This window comes from Paraburkholderia sp. BCC1885 (assembly GCF_900996235.1).
Taxonomy (GTDB): Bacteria; Pseudomonadota; Gammaproteobacteria; order Burkholderiales; family Burkholderiaceae; genus Paraburkholderia.
Map to the genome: position 1 here is coordinate 1 of NZ_CAAJGM010000244.1, position 15,256 is coordinate 15,256.

At 59.7% G+C, this 15,256-nt stretch carries 18 protein-coding genes and 3 pseudogenes; 14 read left to right on the top strand and 7 right to left on the bottom strand.

Features of this window, described 5'->3' with window-relative positions; translation table 11 throughout:
- Window positions 1-94: 94 nt before the first annotated feature.
- Window positions 95-1,135, bottom strand: coding sequence for a hypothetical protein (locus FQ755_RS31710; protein ID WP_144160559.1), 1,041 nt, complete (start codon window positions 1,133-1,135; stop codon window positions 95-97).
- 126 nt (window positions 1,136-1,261) lie between these two features.
- Window positions 1,262-1,501, bottom strand: a complete 240-nt coding sequence (locus FQ755_RS31715; protein WP_144160562.1) for a CDGSH iron-sulfur domain-containing protein — start codon at window positions 1,499-1,501, stop codon at window positions 1,262-1,264.
- 123 nt (window positions 1,502-1,624) lie between these two features.
- On the opposite strand from FQ755_RS31715, the gene FQ755_RS31720 reads away from it, so the two are divergent.
- Together FQ755_RS31720 and FQ755_RS31725 are read left to right on the top strand one after the other, a co-directional pair.
- Complete coding sequence (locus FQ755_RS31720; RefSeq protein ID WP_144160565.1) at window positions 1,625-2,080, top strand: MarR family winged helix-turn-helix transcriptional regulator; 456 nt, start codon at window positions 1,625-1,627, stop codon at window positions 2,078-2,080.
- A gap of 132 nt (window positions 2,081-2,212) precedes the next feature.
- Window positions 2,213-2,331: pseudogene (locus FQ755_RS31725) on the top strand (LysR family transcriptional regulator); the annotation flags it as partial.
- Between the two features lie 218 nt (window positions 2,332-2,549).
- Here FQ755_RS31725 and FQ755_RS31730 read toward each other — a convergent pair.
- Together FQ755_RS31730 and FQ755_RS31735 are read right to left on the bottom strand one after the other, a co-directional pair.
- Window positions 2,550-3,227 carry a gamma-glutamylcyclotransferase gene (locus FQ755_RS31730; protein ID WP_144160568.1) on the bottom strand — a complete coding sequence of 226 codons (678 nt, stop codon included), beginning with the start codon at window positions 3,225-3,227 and terminating at the stop codon, window positions 2,550-2,552.
- 101 nt (window positions 3,228-3,328) lie between these two features.
- Complete coding sequence (locus FQ755_RS31735) at window positions 3,329-3,967, bottom strand: glutathione S-transferase family protein (protein ID WP_144160571.1); 639 nt, start codon at window positions 3,965-3,967, stop codon at window positions 3,329-3,331.
- Between the two features lie 699 nt (window positions 3,968-4,666).
- On the opposite strand from FQ755_RS31735, the gene FQ755_RS31740 reads away from it, so the two are divergent.
- Entirely contained in the window at window positions 4,667-5,551 is an 885-nt protein-coding gene (locus tag FQ755_RS31740; protein ID WP_144160574.1) for a LysR family transcriptional regulator, read from the top strand.
- 57 nt (window positions 5,552-5,608) lie between these two features.
- Here FQ755_RS31740 and FQ755_RS31745 read toward each other — a convergent pair whose 3' ends face one another.
- Window positions 5,609-5,911, bottom strand: coding sequence for a putative quinol monooxygenase (locus FQ755_RS31745; protein ID WP_144160577.1), 303 nt, complete (start codon window positions 5,909-5,911; stop codon window positions 5,609-5,611).
- Window positions 5,912-6,141: 230 nt separating this feature from the next.
- Between FQ755_RS31745 and FQ755_RS31750 the strand changes: the two genes are divergently transcribed.
- The 10 genes and pseudogenes from FQ755_RS31750 to FQ755_RS37670 all read left to right on the top strand — a co-directional run bounded on the left by FQ755_RS31750 (window position 6,142) and on the right by FQ755_RS37670 (window position 13,705).
- The gene (locus FQ755_RS31750) at window positions 6,142-7,104 is read left to right on the top strand and encodes a GlxA family transcriptional regulator (protein WP_144160604.1); all 963 of its coding nucleotides are present in this window, start codon (window positions 6,142-6,144) and stop codon (window positions 7,102-7,104) included.
- Window positions 7,105-7,541: 437 nt separating this feature from the next.
- On the top strand, window positions 7,542-8,291 hold the full coding sequence (locus FQ755_RS31755; RefSeq protein WP_144160580.1) for an SDR family NAD(P)-dependent oxidoreductase: 750 nt from the start codon (window positions 7,542-7,544) through the stop codon (window positions 8,289-8,291).
- 167 nt (window positions 8,292-8,458) lie between these two features.
- Entirely contained in the window at window positions 8,459-8,737 is a 279-nt protein-coding gene (locus FQ755_RS31760; RefSeq protein ID WP_144160583.1) for a hypothetical protein, read from the top strand.
- A 48-nt stretch (window positions 8,738-8,785) separates the two neighbouring features.
- Entirely contained in the window at window positions 8,786-10,054 is a 1,269-nt protein-coding gene (locus FQ755_RS31765; RefSeq protein ID WP_144160586.1) for a hypothetical protein, read from the top strand.
- Complete coding sequence (locus FQ755_RS31770; RefSeq protein WP_144160589.1) at window positions 10,051-10,848, top strand: hypothetical protein; 798 nt, start codon at window positions 10,051-10,053, stop codon at window positions 10,846-10,848. Before FQ755_RS31765 ends, FQ755_RS31770 begins: the two co-directional genes overlap by 4 nt.
- A 207-nt stretch (window positions 10,849-11,055) precedes the next feature.
- Window positions 11,056-11,778, top strand: a complete 723-nt coding sequence (locus FQ755_RS31775) for an SDR family oxidoreductase (protein WP_144160592.1) — start codon at window positions 11,056-11,058, stop codon at window positions 11,776-11,778.
- Between the two features lie 186 nt (window positions 11,779-11,964).
- Window positions 11,965-12,285 (top strand): zinc-binding dehydrogenase, encoded by a 321-nt coding sequence (locus tag FQ755_RS31780; RefSeq protein ID WP_222105809.1) that lies wholly within the window; start codon window positions 11,965-11,967, stop codon window positions 12,283-12,285.
- Window positions 12,286-12,382: 97 nt separating this feature from the next.
- The gene (locus tag FQ755_RS31785) at window positions 12,383-12,730 is read left to right on the top strand and encodes an ArsR/SmtB family transcription factor (protein ID WP_260858972.1); all 348 of its coding nucleotides are present in this window, start codon (window positions 12,383-12,385) and stop codon (window positions 12,728-12,730) included.
- A gap of 476 nt (window positions 12,731-13,206) precedes the next feature.
- Window positions 13,207-13,381: pseudogene (locus FQ755_RS31790) on the top strand (MFS transporter); the annotation flags it as partial.
- A gap of 168 nt (window positions 13,382-13,549) precedes the next feature.
- The gene (locus FQ755_RS37670) at window positions 13,550-13,705 is read left to right on the top strand and encodes a hypothetical protein (RefSeq protein WP_186308717.1); all 156 of its coding nucleotides are present in this window, start codon (window positions 13,550-13,552) and stop codon (window positions 13,703-13,705) included.
- Window positions 13,706-13,818: 113 nt separating this feature from the next.
- On the opposite strand, the gene FQ755_RS31795 is transcribed toward FQ755_RS37670, so the two are convergent.
- Window positions 13,819-14,394: a peroxiredoxin-like family protein gene (locus tag FQ755_RS31795; RefSeq protein ID WP_144160598.1), complete on the bottom strand. Its 576-nt coding sequence runs from the start codon at window positions 14,392-14,394 to the stop codon at window positions 13,819-13,821.
- 69 nt (window positions 14,395-14,463) lie between these two features.
- Between FQ755_RS31795 and FQ755_RS31800 the strand changes: the two genes are divergently transcribed.
- Window positions 14,464-15,105 carry a TetR/AcrR family transcriptional regulator gene (locus tag FQ755_RS31800; protein ID WP_144160601.1) on the top strand — a complete coding sequence of 214 codons (642 nt, stop codon included), beginning with the start codon at window positions 14,464-14,466 and terminating at the stop codon, window positions 15,103-15,105.
- A gap of 26 nt (window positions 15,106-15,131) precedes the next feature.
- On the opposite strand, the pseudogene FQ755_RS31805 reads toward FQ755_RS31800, so the two are convergent.
- Window positions 15,132-15,256: pseudogene (locus FQ755_RS31805) on the bottom strand (IS630 family transposase); the annotation flags it as partial.

Here is a 15,256-nt window from a genome sequence, read left to right on the forward strand (position 1 = left end):
TTCAAACATCGAGATCAATTTCTGGTCGGTATTCATTCGGTTCCCAACAAGAAAACGACTTTCGAGACCCGCCAATTTCGAATGTGGCGAACAGTCAGGCTGAAAATGATTTGTTCAGACCTTCCCCAACGAACAGCACCTGCTTGCCGACCGGCCCGGCAGGCATGGTGGGATGTTGGTCCAGCATCTTGTCTTTGGTCGGCCGGTTCTCGGGTGTGTAGCCTTCGGCGGAGCGGATTCCGGAGAGTGGAACTATCATGGGGCCGCGAGCGAGATTGGTGATGAATAGTTTGTCCTCGTCCCCATCACGGAAGGCGACCATGCTAATGGGCTGGCCGTTGCCCATGTCACCGATCGTCTTGGCCCTCACTTTCGCGCCATGCTTCAGCTCTGAAACCGGAATGGTGACGAGCGGACTGCAAGCGTAGGCAGCGACAAGCGTGTCCTCGCCATTGATGGAGGCGAACTGCATGGCCCGGATCGGCGCACGCGTTTCGTAGAGGCCGTGCGCGAGATGGTAGATTTCCACTTGGGTTTCGCTGGCGGCCCCGGTGAACGGATAGGGGATACGCCGTAGCGTGGAGGAGAACTCCTGGTTCGAGACGCCGGCGATGAACACTTCGCCATTGTGAAACTTCATATCCACGATCGTCATGGATCGGAGTGGTGTACGCGCCTTCTCCTCGAAGACCGCCGCTGGCGGATACGGGAAAGGACCACCTGCCCGCGACTTGAAGTGTTTGCTTTCGTCGGGGATGTCGGTCAATTGCTGTACTGTCATCTTTGACGATGAGAGATCGAAGGGGCGGACCTCGCCGGCGAGCGAGACGCTCACGACCGCGGGCTCCAGGCGATCGCCATTGCGCACGCCGACGGACAGGTATGGCTCGCGCGTGATGGGGTGGATGGCCATCCCGTTCATCACCAAGCTCTTCACCGTCACGCCCAGCGCGTCGGCGATCTTCTCGTCGAACGACTCGAAGAGGAAGGGATCCAGCGAGGCTGGAGCCTGGCCGCGTTCCGTCTCGAAGGCGAAGACGGCTCCGAGCTTGCTGTCGCCTACGAAGAGAACCCCGTCGGGGCTGAAGGTCAGAGCTCCCGCCGATTGCGGAGTGACTTGGTTGATCGCGTTCATGATGGTTTCCTTATTCCGCGCCTGACGAGGGTCCGGCCGCGACGGTGGTCATGCCGGAGGAAAGTAAGCCGGATATTGAAGAACCGACTTGCATCAGCACTTCGATCCCCCGAGTCGCAACGATCTTTAGAGCTTGGCGTGGCTACCATCGCAGAAAACGCCGCTCTTGCTGTTCTTGCAGCCACAGAGGTAAATCGTCCTGGTTTCTGCGGCCTCGAACTTTATCGGGGAGAGCCCGCTGCTGGCGTGGCTGCCGTTACAGAAGGGCTGAGTCTCGCTCAATCCGCAGGAACACCAGTAGTAGCTCTTTCCCGCTTCAACTTGAACAGGATATGGACCCTTCTGAGCGATTGTTGGTACTGACATTTTTAGCTCCTTTGCCTGAGCTTCGCGATCTGGTAAACTAACTTGATGAAATAAGGTAAAGTACTTTGACGATATGGTCAAGAAACTTGATGATAAATTTGCACTGTGACGACGTAGGTGCTCGTGAGTAACTCAACGAAAGAAAAGGACGACAGCTTTGCACCGGCCCTGGCTGCCGCCAGCCGCGCCTTGATCGCCGCCATGATGGCCAAGGTTGCTAGTTGTGGGTTCAGCGACATGACGCCTGCCTTCGCGAGTCTCATGCCGCTACTGGATGCGACCGGCGCCCGTCCCACCACCTTGGCGCAGCGCGCAGGAATCACCAAACAGGCGATTAGTCAGCTGGTTCGGGAACTGGAGGCGCGCGGCTATGTGGAGCAGGTACCTGACTCAACCGACACACGCGCCAAGATCGTGCGCCTGACGAAGCGCGGGGTTGCCATACAGGCGGCGTGTGCGAAGGTGAAACATGAACTACAGTCCATGGCTATCGCGAAGCTTGGAAAATCGAGAGTATCGCGATTGCATCGGGATCTCGTAGAGCTCGCCGCCGCTCTTGAGGACATGCGCACGCGCTGAAAACGCAGGGCATCCTTGCCCGTCTCCGGGAGCCTTCGCGATTATTATGATGCTCTCGCAGACCATGAGTGAAGTAGATCTTCTTCTCTCCGATCAGCTGATAGAGCGTGCCGCTGGACTTGATCTTCGCCTATGGACTTGCGTCACATGCGTTGTTCATCGCTGTAGCAGAGGAACTGCACTTCGCGCGCGCCGCGGAGCCGCTGCATATAGAGCACCCACTCTCACTGGCGATTAGCCGCATCGCCGATGCCGCCGCCTTCGCCGCCATCAGCAGTTGCCCGGCGATTGAGCCTCCCGTGCGCAGCGCCAGGGCCACATCGAACTGAAAGGTTTCATGGCCACTCAACCCTACGCCTCATTTGTACTGGACATCCCGCGCTGCAGTAGCGATGTCAGCGTTCTTATCGGCGGCTGGGCTGTTTGTGCGCTGAACGGCGTGTCGATGATGAGCCCGCAGTCATGGTGCTCAAGGCACAATACGTCCGCCAGAGCCACCGTGTTCTCGTAGTGCCGAAGCTAAGGCGTCGATGTACTCGTCGCGAACGCGCAAATCGGTCAGCGCGTCGGCCAGGCGCAGGACGTATTCTGCATTCGTGCCCAAGGGCCCAGAGGCAGAGGCGAGTATCGGTACGATCGTTTTTACAGACGCGTCCTTGCACCAGTAGGGATGCGCTCTATCTGCGACAAAAACAAGCGACGTGACGCGTCGTCCGCCCCTTAAGATGACGGGCTGCCAAACCGGCCGGTAGGCGCCGCTGATCATCTCTCGCGCCCAAACGAGCGGCAGTTCATCATCGAGCGAATCTTCGTCAAACCGGATGACGACTCCTTGCGTTTCGCCACCGGGCTCGAGACCAAGCATCCGGCCTGGATGCGCTGCGCTTGCCCGACCAGACCTAAGGCCAAGCGTGAAGCTGCGACTCCATCCAGGTAACGTTGCCGACTCGCGCTCTATAAAATGCACGACCGGATTCCATATGAGTGATCCGTAGCAGAAGAGCCAGACGTCACTGTCTACCGGCCTTTTCGACAGTGTCTCGCGCATCGAGCTCCCGATGCGTTCAGGTGACCACCGAATATGCTCTGGTAGCGACGCAAGCACGGCCTTGAACTCGTCAGACTGCAGAAAGTGACGCTTCAGCATTGGATGCAAATCCTGTTCACGTCGCGACGAGCGTCGGCGACAGCCTGCCCCGGTGCGAGTGGCACCGGGTTCGACGGGGAAATGACTGGGGCTTAGGGCGGTCAGGCCTGCGGTGGCATCAGCGCCTCGACTCGCTTGATGGCACGCTGAACAGCCGGCCGTGCAGTCATCGCTTCGTACCAACGCGCGACATTGGGGATTTCTTCGAAGGTAACGTTCGCGAATTCGCGTCGCCACATCCAACCAAAGTGTGCGATGTCGGCAATGGTGTAGTCGTCACCTGCGACATACCGGCGGCGAGCCAGCACCTGATCGAGGATCGCGGCCGTGCGATTTGCTTCGCTCTGGAACCTGTCGATTGCCAGTGGCAGTCGCTCGCTTGCGTTCTTCTGGAAGAACCCGGACTGACCAAAGGCAGGAGCGATCCCCGATGCGTGGAAGAACAACTGCTCGAATACGCGTGCTCGGGCCATGCCAATCGTTGGGAGCAACTTTCCGTGACGCTCGGCGAGATAGACCAAAATAGCGGCAGACTCCGCCAAGGCGTCGTCGCCTTCAGCATACTGGTCATCGACGAGGACAGGCACTTTTCCGTTGGGGTTGAGCGCCAAATAGTCCGCAGACTTCTGCTCGCCCTTGCGGATGTTGACGCCAATGAGCTCGTACTCGAGTTCCAACTCCTCTAGACCGATGACAGCTTTGAGGCTGTTGGGTGAGGCAAACGCATAGAGCTTGTACATAGACGCTTCTTAATCGATGGAGATTTGATTGTAGGTCGACGCATCCAGCGGCGGTAGGCAGACGGAATGGATAACACCTATGTCTTGAGCGAATGAGCGATCACGCTTGAGCGCCATGACTTCAACGAAGTAGGCTAGATGTGACTTTCACAAGCGTGCAGATGGCCACCGCATGAGCCCGAGCCTGGCAGTGACGCACGCCAGCGTGTCAGGCGTGGGGGCGGTGACGCTTTTGCCAACCGAGGCGGTATTTGCCCACGGCCAGCAGAACAAAACGCTGAGTGGCGAAGGCAAAATGCTGAACGCGACATCGCGGCGGCGACTGCTAGTGCGTCTCAGCTCTGCGGACTCCAGGATCGAACGGTAATCGCGATCAATCCTATGGCCGAAAGAAGGCGCGCTGGACGGGTCTCTTCGGCGCTCTTTGTTCGCCCGGTTGTCGGTTTTTGATCGGCGCCGGAGGGAGGTGGCCTTACGCAGTCGGGGGTGCCTTAAAACAGAGCCAGCATCCCGATTCCCGCAACTAACAAATAAGTCTTATCCGTCGCGCGTATTGGAAACGCGTTCAAGTCGGCGTGCTCACGGGAAGAGGGTAGACCTTCTCCATGGTCTCATGACGATCAACAGCCCTACCGACCATCTGTTATTTCATACGCGACATATTTGGGGCGGCTGCCTGGTCCAAGCTACACTCCTCATATGAACGATAAGCTGCTGGCCCTTCGACTCTTCGTCCGCGTTGCTCACACCGGAAGCTTCTCAGCGGTGGCGCGAGAGCTTGATCTTTCTCAGCCGTCCGTGTCGCGCATCATCGCAGCGTTGGAAAAGAACGTTGGCGGTGCGTTGATTGCGCGCACGACACGGGCTGTCACGCTGACGGACGTCGGTAACGACTATCTGACTCGTATCGAAGCGATTCTGGCGTCGCTTGAGGAAGCCGATCACGTAGCTCGCGGATCGCAGGAGCTGCGCGGCGAGTTGCGTGTTGCCATGCCCACAAGCTTTGGTGTGCGCGAAATCGTTCCCGTGATGCCAGTTTTCCTTGCACGCCATCCCTCGTTGAAGGTCAGCCTGCTAATGAGCGATCAACGACAAGACACTATCAAGGAAGGCGCCGATGTCGCGCTCCGTCTCGGCGACCTGGCCGACTCGAGTGCGACCGCGCGCCTGATTGGACGAACACAACGATTGATCGTCGCCTCCCCGGCCTATCTCAAGACGAATGGCGCGCCCGAGAAGCCCGCCGACCTGGCTGCCCACGCGGCCATTATCGGCCCTGCGGGAACTAGTGCCGGTACATGGTCCTTCCAGAAGGACGGCCAGCGTGTGTCAACCCGAATCAACAGCCGCCTGAATGTATCCGTCAACGAAGCAGCCGTAGCTGCCGCGGCGGCCGGAATGGGTATCGTGACCACAGCTCTATGGGGCTGTCGTGCTGAACTCGCCGATGGTTCGCTGATTCAGCTGCTCCCCGATTGGAACATGGGCGAGGTCGAAGTCCACGGCATGTTCGCGGCGGGTCGACTGCCGAAGCCCGCAGCACGTGCACTCGTCGAGTACCTGATCGCAAAACTGCGTCGCTAAGCTTCGAGCTTACACGAGGCTGCAGGGTGATTTGTCGCCCGGCGCCGCAGACGTTTGTTAGCCAGGCATCTTCACCGCGAGTAGATCGACCTTCTCGATCGTCGGCGGCGAACTGAGCAAGGCGGCCGCGTTAGCCATCAGCGCCGCGGCGATTGGGCCGTTCAGGTGGGCTTGACGGCCTTGCTCGTCCGCAAAGGTGTCGAATACACCGAACGTCGAGGGACCGAACCGCAACGCGAACCAGGCAACGGTACCCAACTCGGCATTGGCGAGCGGCAGCGCGCCGGCCAGAAAGTTGGCAACAGCGGTCTCTTGACCGGGCTTGGCTTCGAGGCGAACGAAAAGGGCATAGTTGGACATGGAGGGCTTCCTTTGATGAACGGATTCGGCTGACTGTGAGGATTTCGAGAGAACGAGCGTCGAGGTAGCAACCGCTGCGAGCTTCAGGAGTTCACTGCGCCTGCATTGACGGGTTTGTGTTTGGCTTGTCCATCAGGTCTTTCAGGTGAACGAGCGGTGAGTCGCCAGTTTCCACGCCACAGGTTCAATTGGCCAGTGGCAAGATGGTCAATATTGATATCATTGTTGCCATGCGCATCCACGTTCTCGTTCTCGACGGCGTGTTCGATCTGGGACTTGCCGCCCTGACAGACACTCTCAACACCGCCAACCAACTGGCAGGGGCGCTGGACCAGCCGCCAGCGCCAGTCGAGGTGACAGTAGTCGGCGTGAGACGCCGAGTGCGAACCGCGCAGGGACTGAGTGTCCCGGTAGTGCCAGCGCACCAGGCGGCGAAGCCCGACGTCGTGCTCGTACCCGCGCTCGGTGCCAAGACGCCAGATACGCTTGCTGCGCGCCTTGAGCAGGCAGACGTCCCGGACGCGGTTTTCGCCTTGCAACGGTGGTCAAACTCTGGAGCTGTGGTCGGCGCCGCGTGTACCGGCACGTTCTTACTGGCCGAGAGCGGGCTGCTCGATGGTCAGCGCGCCACGACATCCTGGTGGTTAGCGCCGATGTTTCGACAGCGCTACGCGCGCGTGTCGCTGGACGAGTCTCGCATGCTTGTGCATTCAGCCAGCTTTGTCACGGCCGGCGCGGCCTTGGCACATCTGGATCTTGCGCTGAGCGTCGTCCGAAGCAGCAGTCCCGCGCTGGCAGCCTTGGCGGCACGCTACCTGCTGATCGAGGCGCGCGGCTCACAAGCTGAATTCGTCATCCCGGATCACCTGTCTCACGCAGACCCCGTCGTCGAGCGCTTCGAATCTTGGGCTCGGGAACAACTCGCGCGAGGCTTCTCGCTTGAGGAGGCAGCCATCGCAGTAGGCGCCAGCAAACGGACGCTATCGCGGCGCCTGCAAAGTGTGTTGAGCAAGACGCCACTGTCTTATTTCCAGGATCTGCGCGTAGAACGCGCGGTATATCTGCTTCGCACCGGAAGCGAGAGCATCGACCAGATCGCGGCGCAGATAGGGTATTCGGATGGCGTGACCTTGCGCGCATTGTTGCGACGCAAGCTGGGACGCGGCGTGAGGGAACTGCGCGCTCGCATCTGATAGCTGAACTCGGCCTCAAGGTGATTCGCGCCGCGCGACACGGATAGCGCAGAAGATCACCCATTCTGGGCAGGCGCCAGGCCGAACTGCGCTCCGAGTGACCGGCGCCATATCGCGGCCTGCAAAGTTTGCCCGCGTAACGTCTAACTGGCTTCCCCGAATGGGAGGCCGTTGGCCGCGCGGTGAGTGGCCGGCGTGCTTCGTTTGGAGCCGGCTACCTGTCACGCATCTCCTGCCGGTTGGTGTGACTCGAGTACGTCGACTGGTTCCTCATGGGCGCCTCGCCAAGATTTGCCACTTTCGCCGCCTGGCGAGGCGGGATCTATCCATTGGACGAATAAGTCTTACTTGCCGCCGCACCTACTCACCTGTCTATCGATCGACGACACTCCGTCGGAGCGCCAACGTGGCGCCGTCAATTTACAGGACAGATATCCATGACCACACTTACCGGAAAAGTCGCCATCGTTACCGGTGCTTCCAAAGGCATTGGGGCCGGCATTGCAAAGCTCTACGCCAAGGCTGGCGCCTCGGTTGTCGTGAACTATTCGAGCAGCAAGGACGCAGCGGATGCTCTGGTCGCCGAGATCAAGAGCTCCGGCGGTAAGGCCGTTGCAATCCAGGCCGACTTCTCGAAGACCGCCGACATCAAGCGCCTTTTTGAAGAGACGAAGCGTACCTTCGGAACGCTCGACGTCCTCGTGAACAACGCAGGCGTCTACGCCTTCGGTCCGCTTGAAAATGCGACTGAGCAGGAATTCCATCGCGAGTTCAACACGAACGTGCTCGGCGTCATCACCGCTACGCAAGAGGCGGCGAAGTACTTCGGCCCGAACGGCGGCAGCATCATCAATATCAGCTCCATCGCCAGCGTCGGCTTTATGCCGAACTCGGTGGTCTACGCCGCGACCAAGAGTGCTGTCGACGCAATCACGCGCGTCACCTCGGTCGAACTCGCCCCGAAGAAGATCCGCGTCAACAGCATCGCTCCGGGTGCGACCATCACGGAAGGCATCGCAGCTCTGGGTTGGCCGGAGGAGGCCGTCAAGGCCGTGGTCGCGTCGATCCCGTTCGGTCGCCCGGGCCAGCCGGAAGACATCGCACGCGTGGCGCTGTTCCTGGCCTCCGATGATTCGGCCTGGGTCACCGGCGAGCGCATCACCGCCTCCGGCGGCCAACGCGCCTGATTGACCTGGCCTCCTAGACGACGCCAACCATACGGTGCCGAATTCTCTCATAGCGAATTCGGCGCCGTTTCACATGGGCGTCGATGTCGGCTGGATCCAAAAGAGGTCGACAGGCTGCATGCCACGAGCATTCGCGAGGTCGCGTGCTTCATTCGTCGCTTCGCGAAATGCTGAAGCGTCAAGATAAGTTAGCCTTTGACACGGTGGCCGACCCGACCAAAGCCCTCTACAAGAAACTCGGCGTCGAGACCTCGCTTTCCGCTCCGATGCATCCTCGCGCGTCGGCGGCGTCGATCACAGTCGAGGAACTCTTCGACCCTGCGGCAAAGGCGGACAGCCTTCAGACCAAAAAAGTAGCTGACGGTGGCAATCCGGCGACGGTGGCCATCGAACAATCATCGCATTCGAAATGCCGATCACCTGGTGCGAAATGGTCGTCACATTGATCTGATCACCAGCGGGCCGTCTCACAACTCTGAACCGAAGGAAAAGATATGACGAAGCTCACTCTCCTCGCCGCGGCAAGCGCGCTCATGATCACCGCGTCGGCTTTGGCGCCCGTGCTGGCTCAGGCAGCCCCTGTGTCTTCGGCCGTCGCGTCCTCACAAGCTGCCGCGAAGCTGCAGTACGCCGGGACCCTGACGTTCAGTCCGGACGGAGTATTGTTCGTCGGTGACAACATCAGCGGCGCTGTGTTCGCCTACCCGATAGGCGAGGGGGCGACTCCCGCCGCCGCGCCGCCACTGGAGGTCTATGGCATTGACGGTCGAATCGCAACGCTGCTCAAGGCGCCCAAGTCCAGCGTCCACATCAATGGCATGGCGGTCCATCCCACCACTCATGACGTCTATCTCTCGGTTGCGTTCGGCGCTGGGAAGCCGGCCGTCGTGAAGGTCTCGCCGGCCGGGGTGCTTTCCCAGGTCGATCTGGCGCGCGCCAAATCGACCAGCTGGGTCGTCCCCAACGCGCCGACCCCGGATCAGCACTTCCGCGATCGGACCGGCGATTGGCCGGTGCCAGCGGGCGATCAATACCATCTCAAGGCGATGACGCCGATGCGGTCGATGACCATTGTCGACATGAAGTTCCACAATGGGGAGCTGTTCGTTGCCGGCATCTCCAACGAGGAATTTTCATCGACTCTTCGGCACGTGTCCTATCCCTTCGACGGCCGGTCTTCATCGACGGCCGTCCGGATCTACCACGTCGCCCACGAGCGCTACGAGACCCGCGCGCCCATCCGCGCCATGCAGTTCGCCACGATCGATGGCGAGGACACCCTCATCGCCGCCTACACCTGCAGCCCGATCGTCCTCATCCCGACCGCAGAGCTGAAGGACGGCGCCAAGGTGACAGGCAGGACGGTCGGCGACATGGGCAATGGTCAGCCGCTCAGCCTGGTTTCAGTGTCGTTCAACGGGCAGCCGAGCCTGTTCGCGACGAACGCTGGCCACAGCCCGCGCATGATCCCGATTTCCGGTCTGCAGAAGGCGATGGCATACCTGCCCGACAACTCGCCTCATGGCGGTGTTGGAGACTGGCGGCCCGAATACCCGCTGGGCCCCGTGGGCAAGTCGCTGATGTTCGTCGGGTCATCCCTCTTTGCGGACAAGCTCGATGACAAGTTCCTGGTGTCCGTGACTCGTGATGCCAATTCCGGCTCTCTCAATCTTGAGGCCGTGCCGACGTTCCCGCTACCGATAAAGTTGGACCAGATCTGGGCTGAGTTCGATTTTCAGGGCCGCGGCCCCGGCCAACAGTGAACGCGATCTTCATAGCCTCAATGGTGCTGGCGTCGACCGCCTCCGCTCCGCAAGTGGCGGCGGTGGCGTCGACGACCTCCGTTCCGCAAGTGGTGGCGATCTCGCCGGCTGCGAAATCGATCCCGGCAAACACCCTTCGCCTCTACGTCACCTTCGACCGGCCAGCGCGGGGTCTAGTGGCAACGCGGGACGTGCGTCTGGTTGACGCTGATGGTCGGGTGGTCGACGGCGCGTTCATGGACTTCGGTCAGGACCTCTGGAGTCCCGATGGCAGACGCCTTACGGTCCTGTTTGACCCAGGCCGGGTCAAACGAGACGTCGAAGGGGACGGCGGTAGCGTCGCCCCTCTTCAGGCCGGCCGCAGCTATACAGTCGAAGTTGACGGCAAGCGATTTCAATACCGGGTCACGCCGGCGGCCCGTACCCCCATTAACCCACAGACCTGGAGCCTTGCCTCTCCCAATGCGGGGTCGCGCGAAGCTCTAACGGTTACATTCGACAGGGAGATGGATGGCGCGCTTCTCCGCGACCAGTTGGATGTTGTCGACGATCAAGGACGATCCCAATCTGGGCGGGTGACAGTCTCCGCCAGTGGGCGAGTCTGGCGCTGGCGCCCGGACCGCGGCTGGCCCCCGGGGGCCTACAGACTTGTCGTCGGGAGCAGTCTTGAAGACGTCAGCGGCAACCGGGTCGGAGAAGCGCTTGACCACGATGTCGGCGCCCCCGATGCGGCCCCCGAGAATTTGGCCGTCCGTTTCACGGTCGAGCATCATGTTGCCGGGGCCGCGCATTGAATGACAGGCGGCGCTCGAGGAAGCGGGGCGAAGCCAGATTTTCAAAGAAATGAAGGAGGTCTTGACCTCCGTTCGGTCTCCGGCTGACGAGCGACCGGCAATTCACCGGATACGCTAGAAGCAGGGTGTGCAGGTTTCACGATGGTATCGGGCGCTACGGTAGAGGTCGAGCCAACTCTCTTCAACACCACTATATTTGGGTCAAAGATGAAAACACGCACTTTCCTGATTACCGGCGCGAGCAAGGGTATCGGCCGCGCACTCTCGGACAGGCTTGCTGGCGCAGGTCATCACGTTGTGGGGATCGCGCGCAACGCGGACGACCCGATGTTCCCCGGCACACTCGTCTCCGTGGATCTGAGCGACCGGCAGGCGACCGCTCAGGCATTCAAGGAACTGACTGAACAGTTTTCTTTCGACGGAGTGGTGAACAACGTCGGATTTGTTCGACCCGGCAAGATCGGTGAAATCGATCTAGACGTATTCGAGGACTCGTTGCGCAGGAACCTGACGCCTGCGGTACAGGCTGTTCAGGCGGTATTACCCTCGATGCGCGCGAAAGGCTGGGGGCGCGTTGTCAATGTGACGAGCCTGACCATTCTCGGCGTCGTCGACCGCACGTCGTATGCCGGTGCGAAAAGCGCGCTGACGAGCTTCACGCGTACCTGGGCACTGGAACTTGCCTCGCAAGGCATTACCGTCAACGCTGTAGCTCCAGGGCCGACCGAAACGGAATTATTCCGTGTAACGAGCCCCGTCGGAAGTGAAGGCGAGCGGCGCTATCTGTCGATGATTCCGCTCAATCGTCTTGGGCGCCCCGATGAAATCGCCGCTGCGATTGCCTTTCTTCTCTCGGAAGATGCGGGCTTCATGACGGGTCAGACCGTGTTCGTCGATGGTGGCGCATCGATCGGCAAGTCCCAAGTCTGACAGTCTAATGACTACATGACATACGCAGTTGTGGAGCCGGCGTCGGCCAAGCACGGTCGACGCGTGTCATTTGACCGAGGGCGATCAGATGGCGGTACAACCAGTCGACCGACGCCCGCGACAGTGGCTCATGGGGGCAGTAACCTCGTGGATCGAAGAGGACGCCTGTCATGTACGAGTGGTTATGTGTCGCGCAATCTTCAGTGTCTCGGCGAGAGCGGACGTCACATCACCATCGCGGCACAGGGCGGCAGGCGGGCCGAGATCGATCTGGCGTCGGTGATGGTTCGCCGTCTCATGCTCACCGGATCGACCTTGCATGCACGTCCCACCGCGTTCAAGGCCCAGGTGGCGGATGCGTTGCTTCGTGCCGTGTGGCCGCATGTCGTTGAGGGGCGGCCGAAGCCGATTATCGAGGCGGCGTTCCCGTTGGCCAAGGCCGCGCAGGCGCATGCTCGAATGGACGCGGGTGGGCATGTGGGCAAGATTGTCCTGAGGCTCGATTGAAGCGTGGCGTTACCCCGGTCTGCGTCCTAACCGACATGAATGTTGATCAAATTCGAGACAACCCGTTTGCGATTAGATATCGCTGCCTGAATGGTTTATGCCGTTTGATGTGGTGTCGAATATGACCGATGTCGATGCGATTTTCAAAGCCCTGGCCCACCCATTTAGGCGGGAGGTGCTGCTGTGGTTGGCCGACATCGAGGAATATTTCCCAGATTACGAGCATTTATTCTCGGGAAGTATTCCGGCTAACGCTGTGGGTGCTCGGAGCAATTTGTCTCAGTCAACGGTTTCGATGCATATCGCGCAATTGGAGCGATCTGGATTGGTGACTGTCAGACGGATTGGACAGTGGACGCTGCTGTCACGCAATGAGGAGACTATCCGAAAGTTTGCAAATTGGATCGATGCAAATCTGTTGGGAAGTCAGGGTTCGGGCATTTGATGGATTGGATATCTCGGCAGGAATCGCATTGCCGATCAGGAAGTAACCGCCCCTATACTGTTGGGGTGTGAGACTCGGAGGCGGGAATGGCGCTTCAGTGGATTGGATATCTGAAGCAGAGTGGCTGGATGGACCTGCTGAAGATCGGTGGTGTCGCAAGCATCGTTAGCTCGGTCGTCACGTTTGGTTGGAATGAATTTCGCAATGCCAGGATTGTCAGACGCGAAGCGCGACACGCAGCGCTGACCGTGGCGATTTCCTTGGAACGGTACGCGCGAGATGCCCAGATGATGCGCCGTGCAGATTGGGCCGGGAAGGAGGCCGTCCGCGAACGACGCTACGATCGACTTGAGAGCGTCACCCTGGTCGAGTTTATGTTTCCTGAGCCGATCGATTGGAAGTGGTTGAGCCACAAGGTGGCCTCGCAACTTCGAGAGTTTCCGGCTTCGCTGCATTCGACTCGTCAATCCCTGGCGCCGGAAATGGCGGCCCTCGAGCGTACTGAGCGTGCATTCACGTTGTTTTACACGGGGACGATAGCGTCGGGTGCGATTTCGCCAGTCATCTACGGCTTTCTTGGCGACCGGATCGGCGTATACGACGCTATTTTTTGCCACGGCGCTTACCGCGGTGGTGATCTTTCCGTTATCCCAATTCGCACAACGTGAGGATCGCCGGCGGCGCGTCGCAGCTCGGGCCGCATACGCATTTCACATGGGACACCTTTGGCGTTCAGATCCGCAGCACCGTTGCCGAATACGTGCCGGGATCGAGGCTCGGCTGGTTTGGCTATGGGCCGAAGGTCGCGGCATACCACACGTGGTTCTCGTACCTGGCGTGCAGTCGTGCCACGTCGTGACCGAAGAGGCCACTAAGGGACCTGGCGCGATAGCGAGCCGTCAATCGAATCCGGCTGGCCTGCACGACGGACATGAATTGTGGATTACGCGCCTGAAAAAGCTGTCGGAAGACTGAGCGGTTATCGCCCGTTCCGGTCTCCCCGTCTTTTTCGATTCGTGTGCAGCGGTGAGAGATACCGATGAGGCGCCCTCGAATAATTCGTCCGGGCGCGCAATTGACGAGGGTAGTCATCGGATCTTCCCGGACAGAGCCAACAGGTCATCGACTGACCACTGGTCGTAAATGTGTTCGCCATAGTGACAGGCAAGTACCCGCCCGTCCTCGGCGATGAGGAAATCGGCTGGCAGGCCCAGCTTGCCGCCTTGGGAACGCAAGGACGTTACGGGTTGCCTGTCTCGCAAAATCCTGCCGAGGCTACGTAACACACCGCGCAAGATCGGAAGCCAGGCCCGCGGGTTCAATAACGCGCGGGGCGACGTTTCCGCACCGAACTCCGTATAGAGTCTTTTCTCTGGATCGGCAACGACCGCGAACGGTAATTCGATCGTGAAAGGGCGCAAATCATCAGCACCGGAGTGGAATACCGCGACCTCGCGAATCCGGGCGGACACGATCTCATCATGCCGTTGTGCGATGGAGTGCAAATGGAGATCGCAAACGGGACAGCCAGCAAAACGCCGGAATTGCAGATGAACGAGTCGATTCGGGTCGGGCAGATCTACCATGCCATCTAATGCGGTAATCTGGCGCGGGGCAATCATGTGGCCTAGCTTGAGTCGCAGACGCCCGGATGAGGTGCGCATGACTTTTCTCCTTTGTTGGAGTACAGTGTACGCTAACAAAGTCAACTGCGGAAACTTCATTGTCTGACCATGCCACGTCCCCGTTCGCTCACGCCTGGCGACATCGCAACTGCGGCACTTCAAGTCATTGATCGTGATGGGCTGGCCGCGCTCTCCATGCGAACAGTTGCGACGGAACTTGGCGCGGGGACCATGTCGTTATATCGCTATGTCAAGGATCGCGAGGCGCTGGAACAGCTGGTTGTCGATCAGGTGCTGGCGAGTGTCGATACTGAACTGATTCCGCGCGCACCATGGAATCAGCAGATAACGCAGCTTGCGGAGTGCATGCGCGTGGCCGTTGGCGCGCATCCATCAATCGTGCCGCTACTGACGCTCCACCGCCATGCATCGCACGGAGTGAAACGGTGTGCCGAGGCATTCTTGATGATACTCACAGAGGGCGGGTTTGCCGATGAGCAAAGGGTTATCGCCTTGCGTACCCTGGTCAGCTATCTCAGTGGCCTGTTCCAGGCCCAACACGTTGGCCCGCTTGATGGCGCGGGTACTCAAGCGATGGCCGAGTTGTCAGGGAACCAATATCCCCTGCTATCAGCAACGGCTCGAGTGGCGCAGCGTCTCGGGCCCGATAGGGAGTTTCGCGGCGGCATCGCCATCGTATTGCAGGGGCTGGAGTGCATGCGGCGGAAGAATCACAGCGAAGAATCGTGACGACTGCGTTCGAGGCAGAAGATTGACTAGTGTTCCGTTCCGCTGATTCGCGTACAAAGTCTTTGTAGCTTTGCGAGGATGGAGTCAGCGGAAGCGGTCCATGTAAACGCTTTGCAATTCTCGTTGTAGTGGGACACGAATTGATCGATAC

Coding starts and splice junctions, on each gene's coding strand:
- FQ755_RS31710 (WP_144160559.1), bottom strand. CDS start 1,135: ATGAACGCGATCAACCAAGTCACTCCGCAATCGGCGGGAGCTCTGACC.
- FQ755_RS31715 (WP_144160562.1), bottom strand. CDS start 1,501: ATGTCAGTACCAACAATCGCTCAGAAGGGTCCATATCCTGTTCAAGTT.
- FQ755_RS31730 (WP_144160568.1), bottom strand. CDS start 3,227: ATGCTGAAGCGTCACTTTCTGCAGTCTGACGAGTTCAAGGCCGTGCTT.
- FQ755_RS31735 (WP_144160571.1), bottom strand. CDS start 3,967: ATGTACAAGCTCTATGCGTTTGCCTCACCCAACAGCCTCAAAGCTGTC.
- FQ755_RS31740 (WP_144160574.1), top strand. CDS start 4,667: ATGAACGATAAGCTGCTGGCCCTTCGACTCTTCGTCCGCGTTGCTCAC.
- FQ755_RS31745 (WP_144160577.1), bottom strand. CDS start 5,911: ATGTCCAACTATGCCCTTTTCGTTCGCCTCGAAGCCAAGCCCGGTCAA.
- FQ755_RS31750 (WP_144160604.1), top strand. CDS start 6,142: ATGCGCATCCACGTTCTCGTTCTCGACGGCGTGTTCGATCTGGGACTT.
- FQ755_RS31755 (WP_144160580.1), top strand. CDS start 7,542: ATGACCACACTTACCGGAAAAGTCGCCATCGTTACCGGTGCTTCCAAA.
- FQ755_RS31760 (WP_144160583.1), top strand. CDS start 8,459: ATGCTGAAGCGTCAAGATAAGTTAGCCTTTGACACGGTGGCCGACCCG.
- FQ755_RS31765 (WP_144160586.1), top strand. CDS start 8,786: ATGACGAAGCTCACTCTCCTCGCCGCGGCAAGCGCGCTCATGATCACC.
- FQ755_RS31775 (WP_144160592.1), top strand. CDS start 11,056: ATGAAAACACGCACTTTCCTGATTACCGGCGCGAGCAAGGGTATCGGC.
- FQ755_RS31785 (WP_260858972.1), top strand. CDS start 12,383: ATGCCGTTTGATGTGGTGTCGAATATGACCGATGTCGATGCGATTTTC.
- FQ755_RS31795 (WP_144160598.1), bottom strand. CDS start 14,394: ATGCGCACCTCATCCGGGCGTCTGCGACTCAAGCTAGGCCACATGATT.
- FQ755_RS31800 (WP_144160601.1), top strand. CDS start 14,464: ATGCCACGTCCCCGTTCGCTCACGCCTGGCGACATCGCAACTGCGGCA.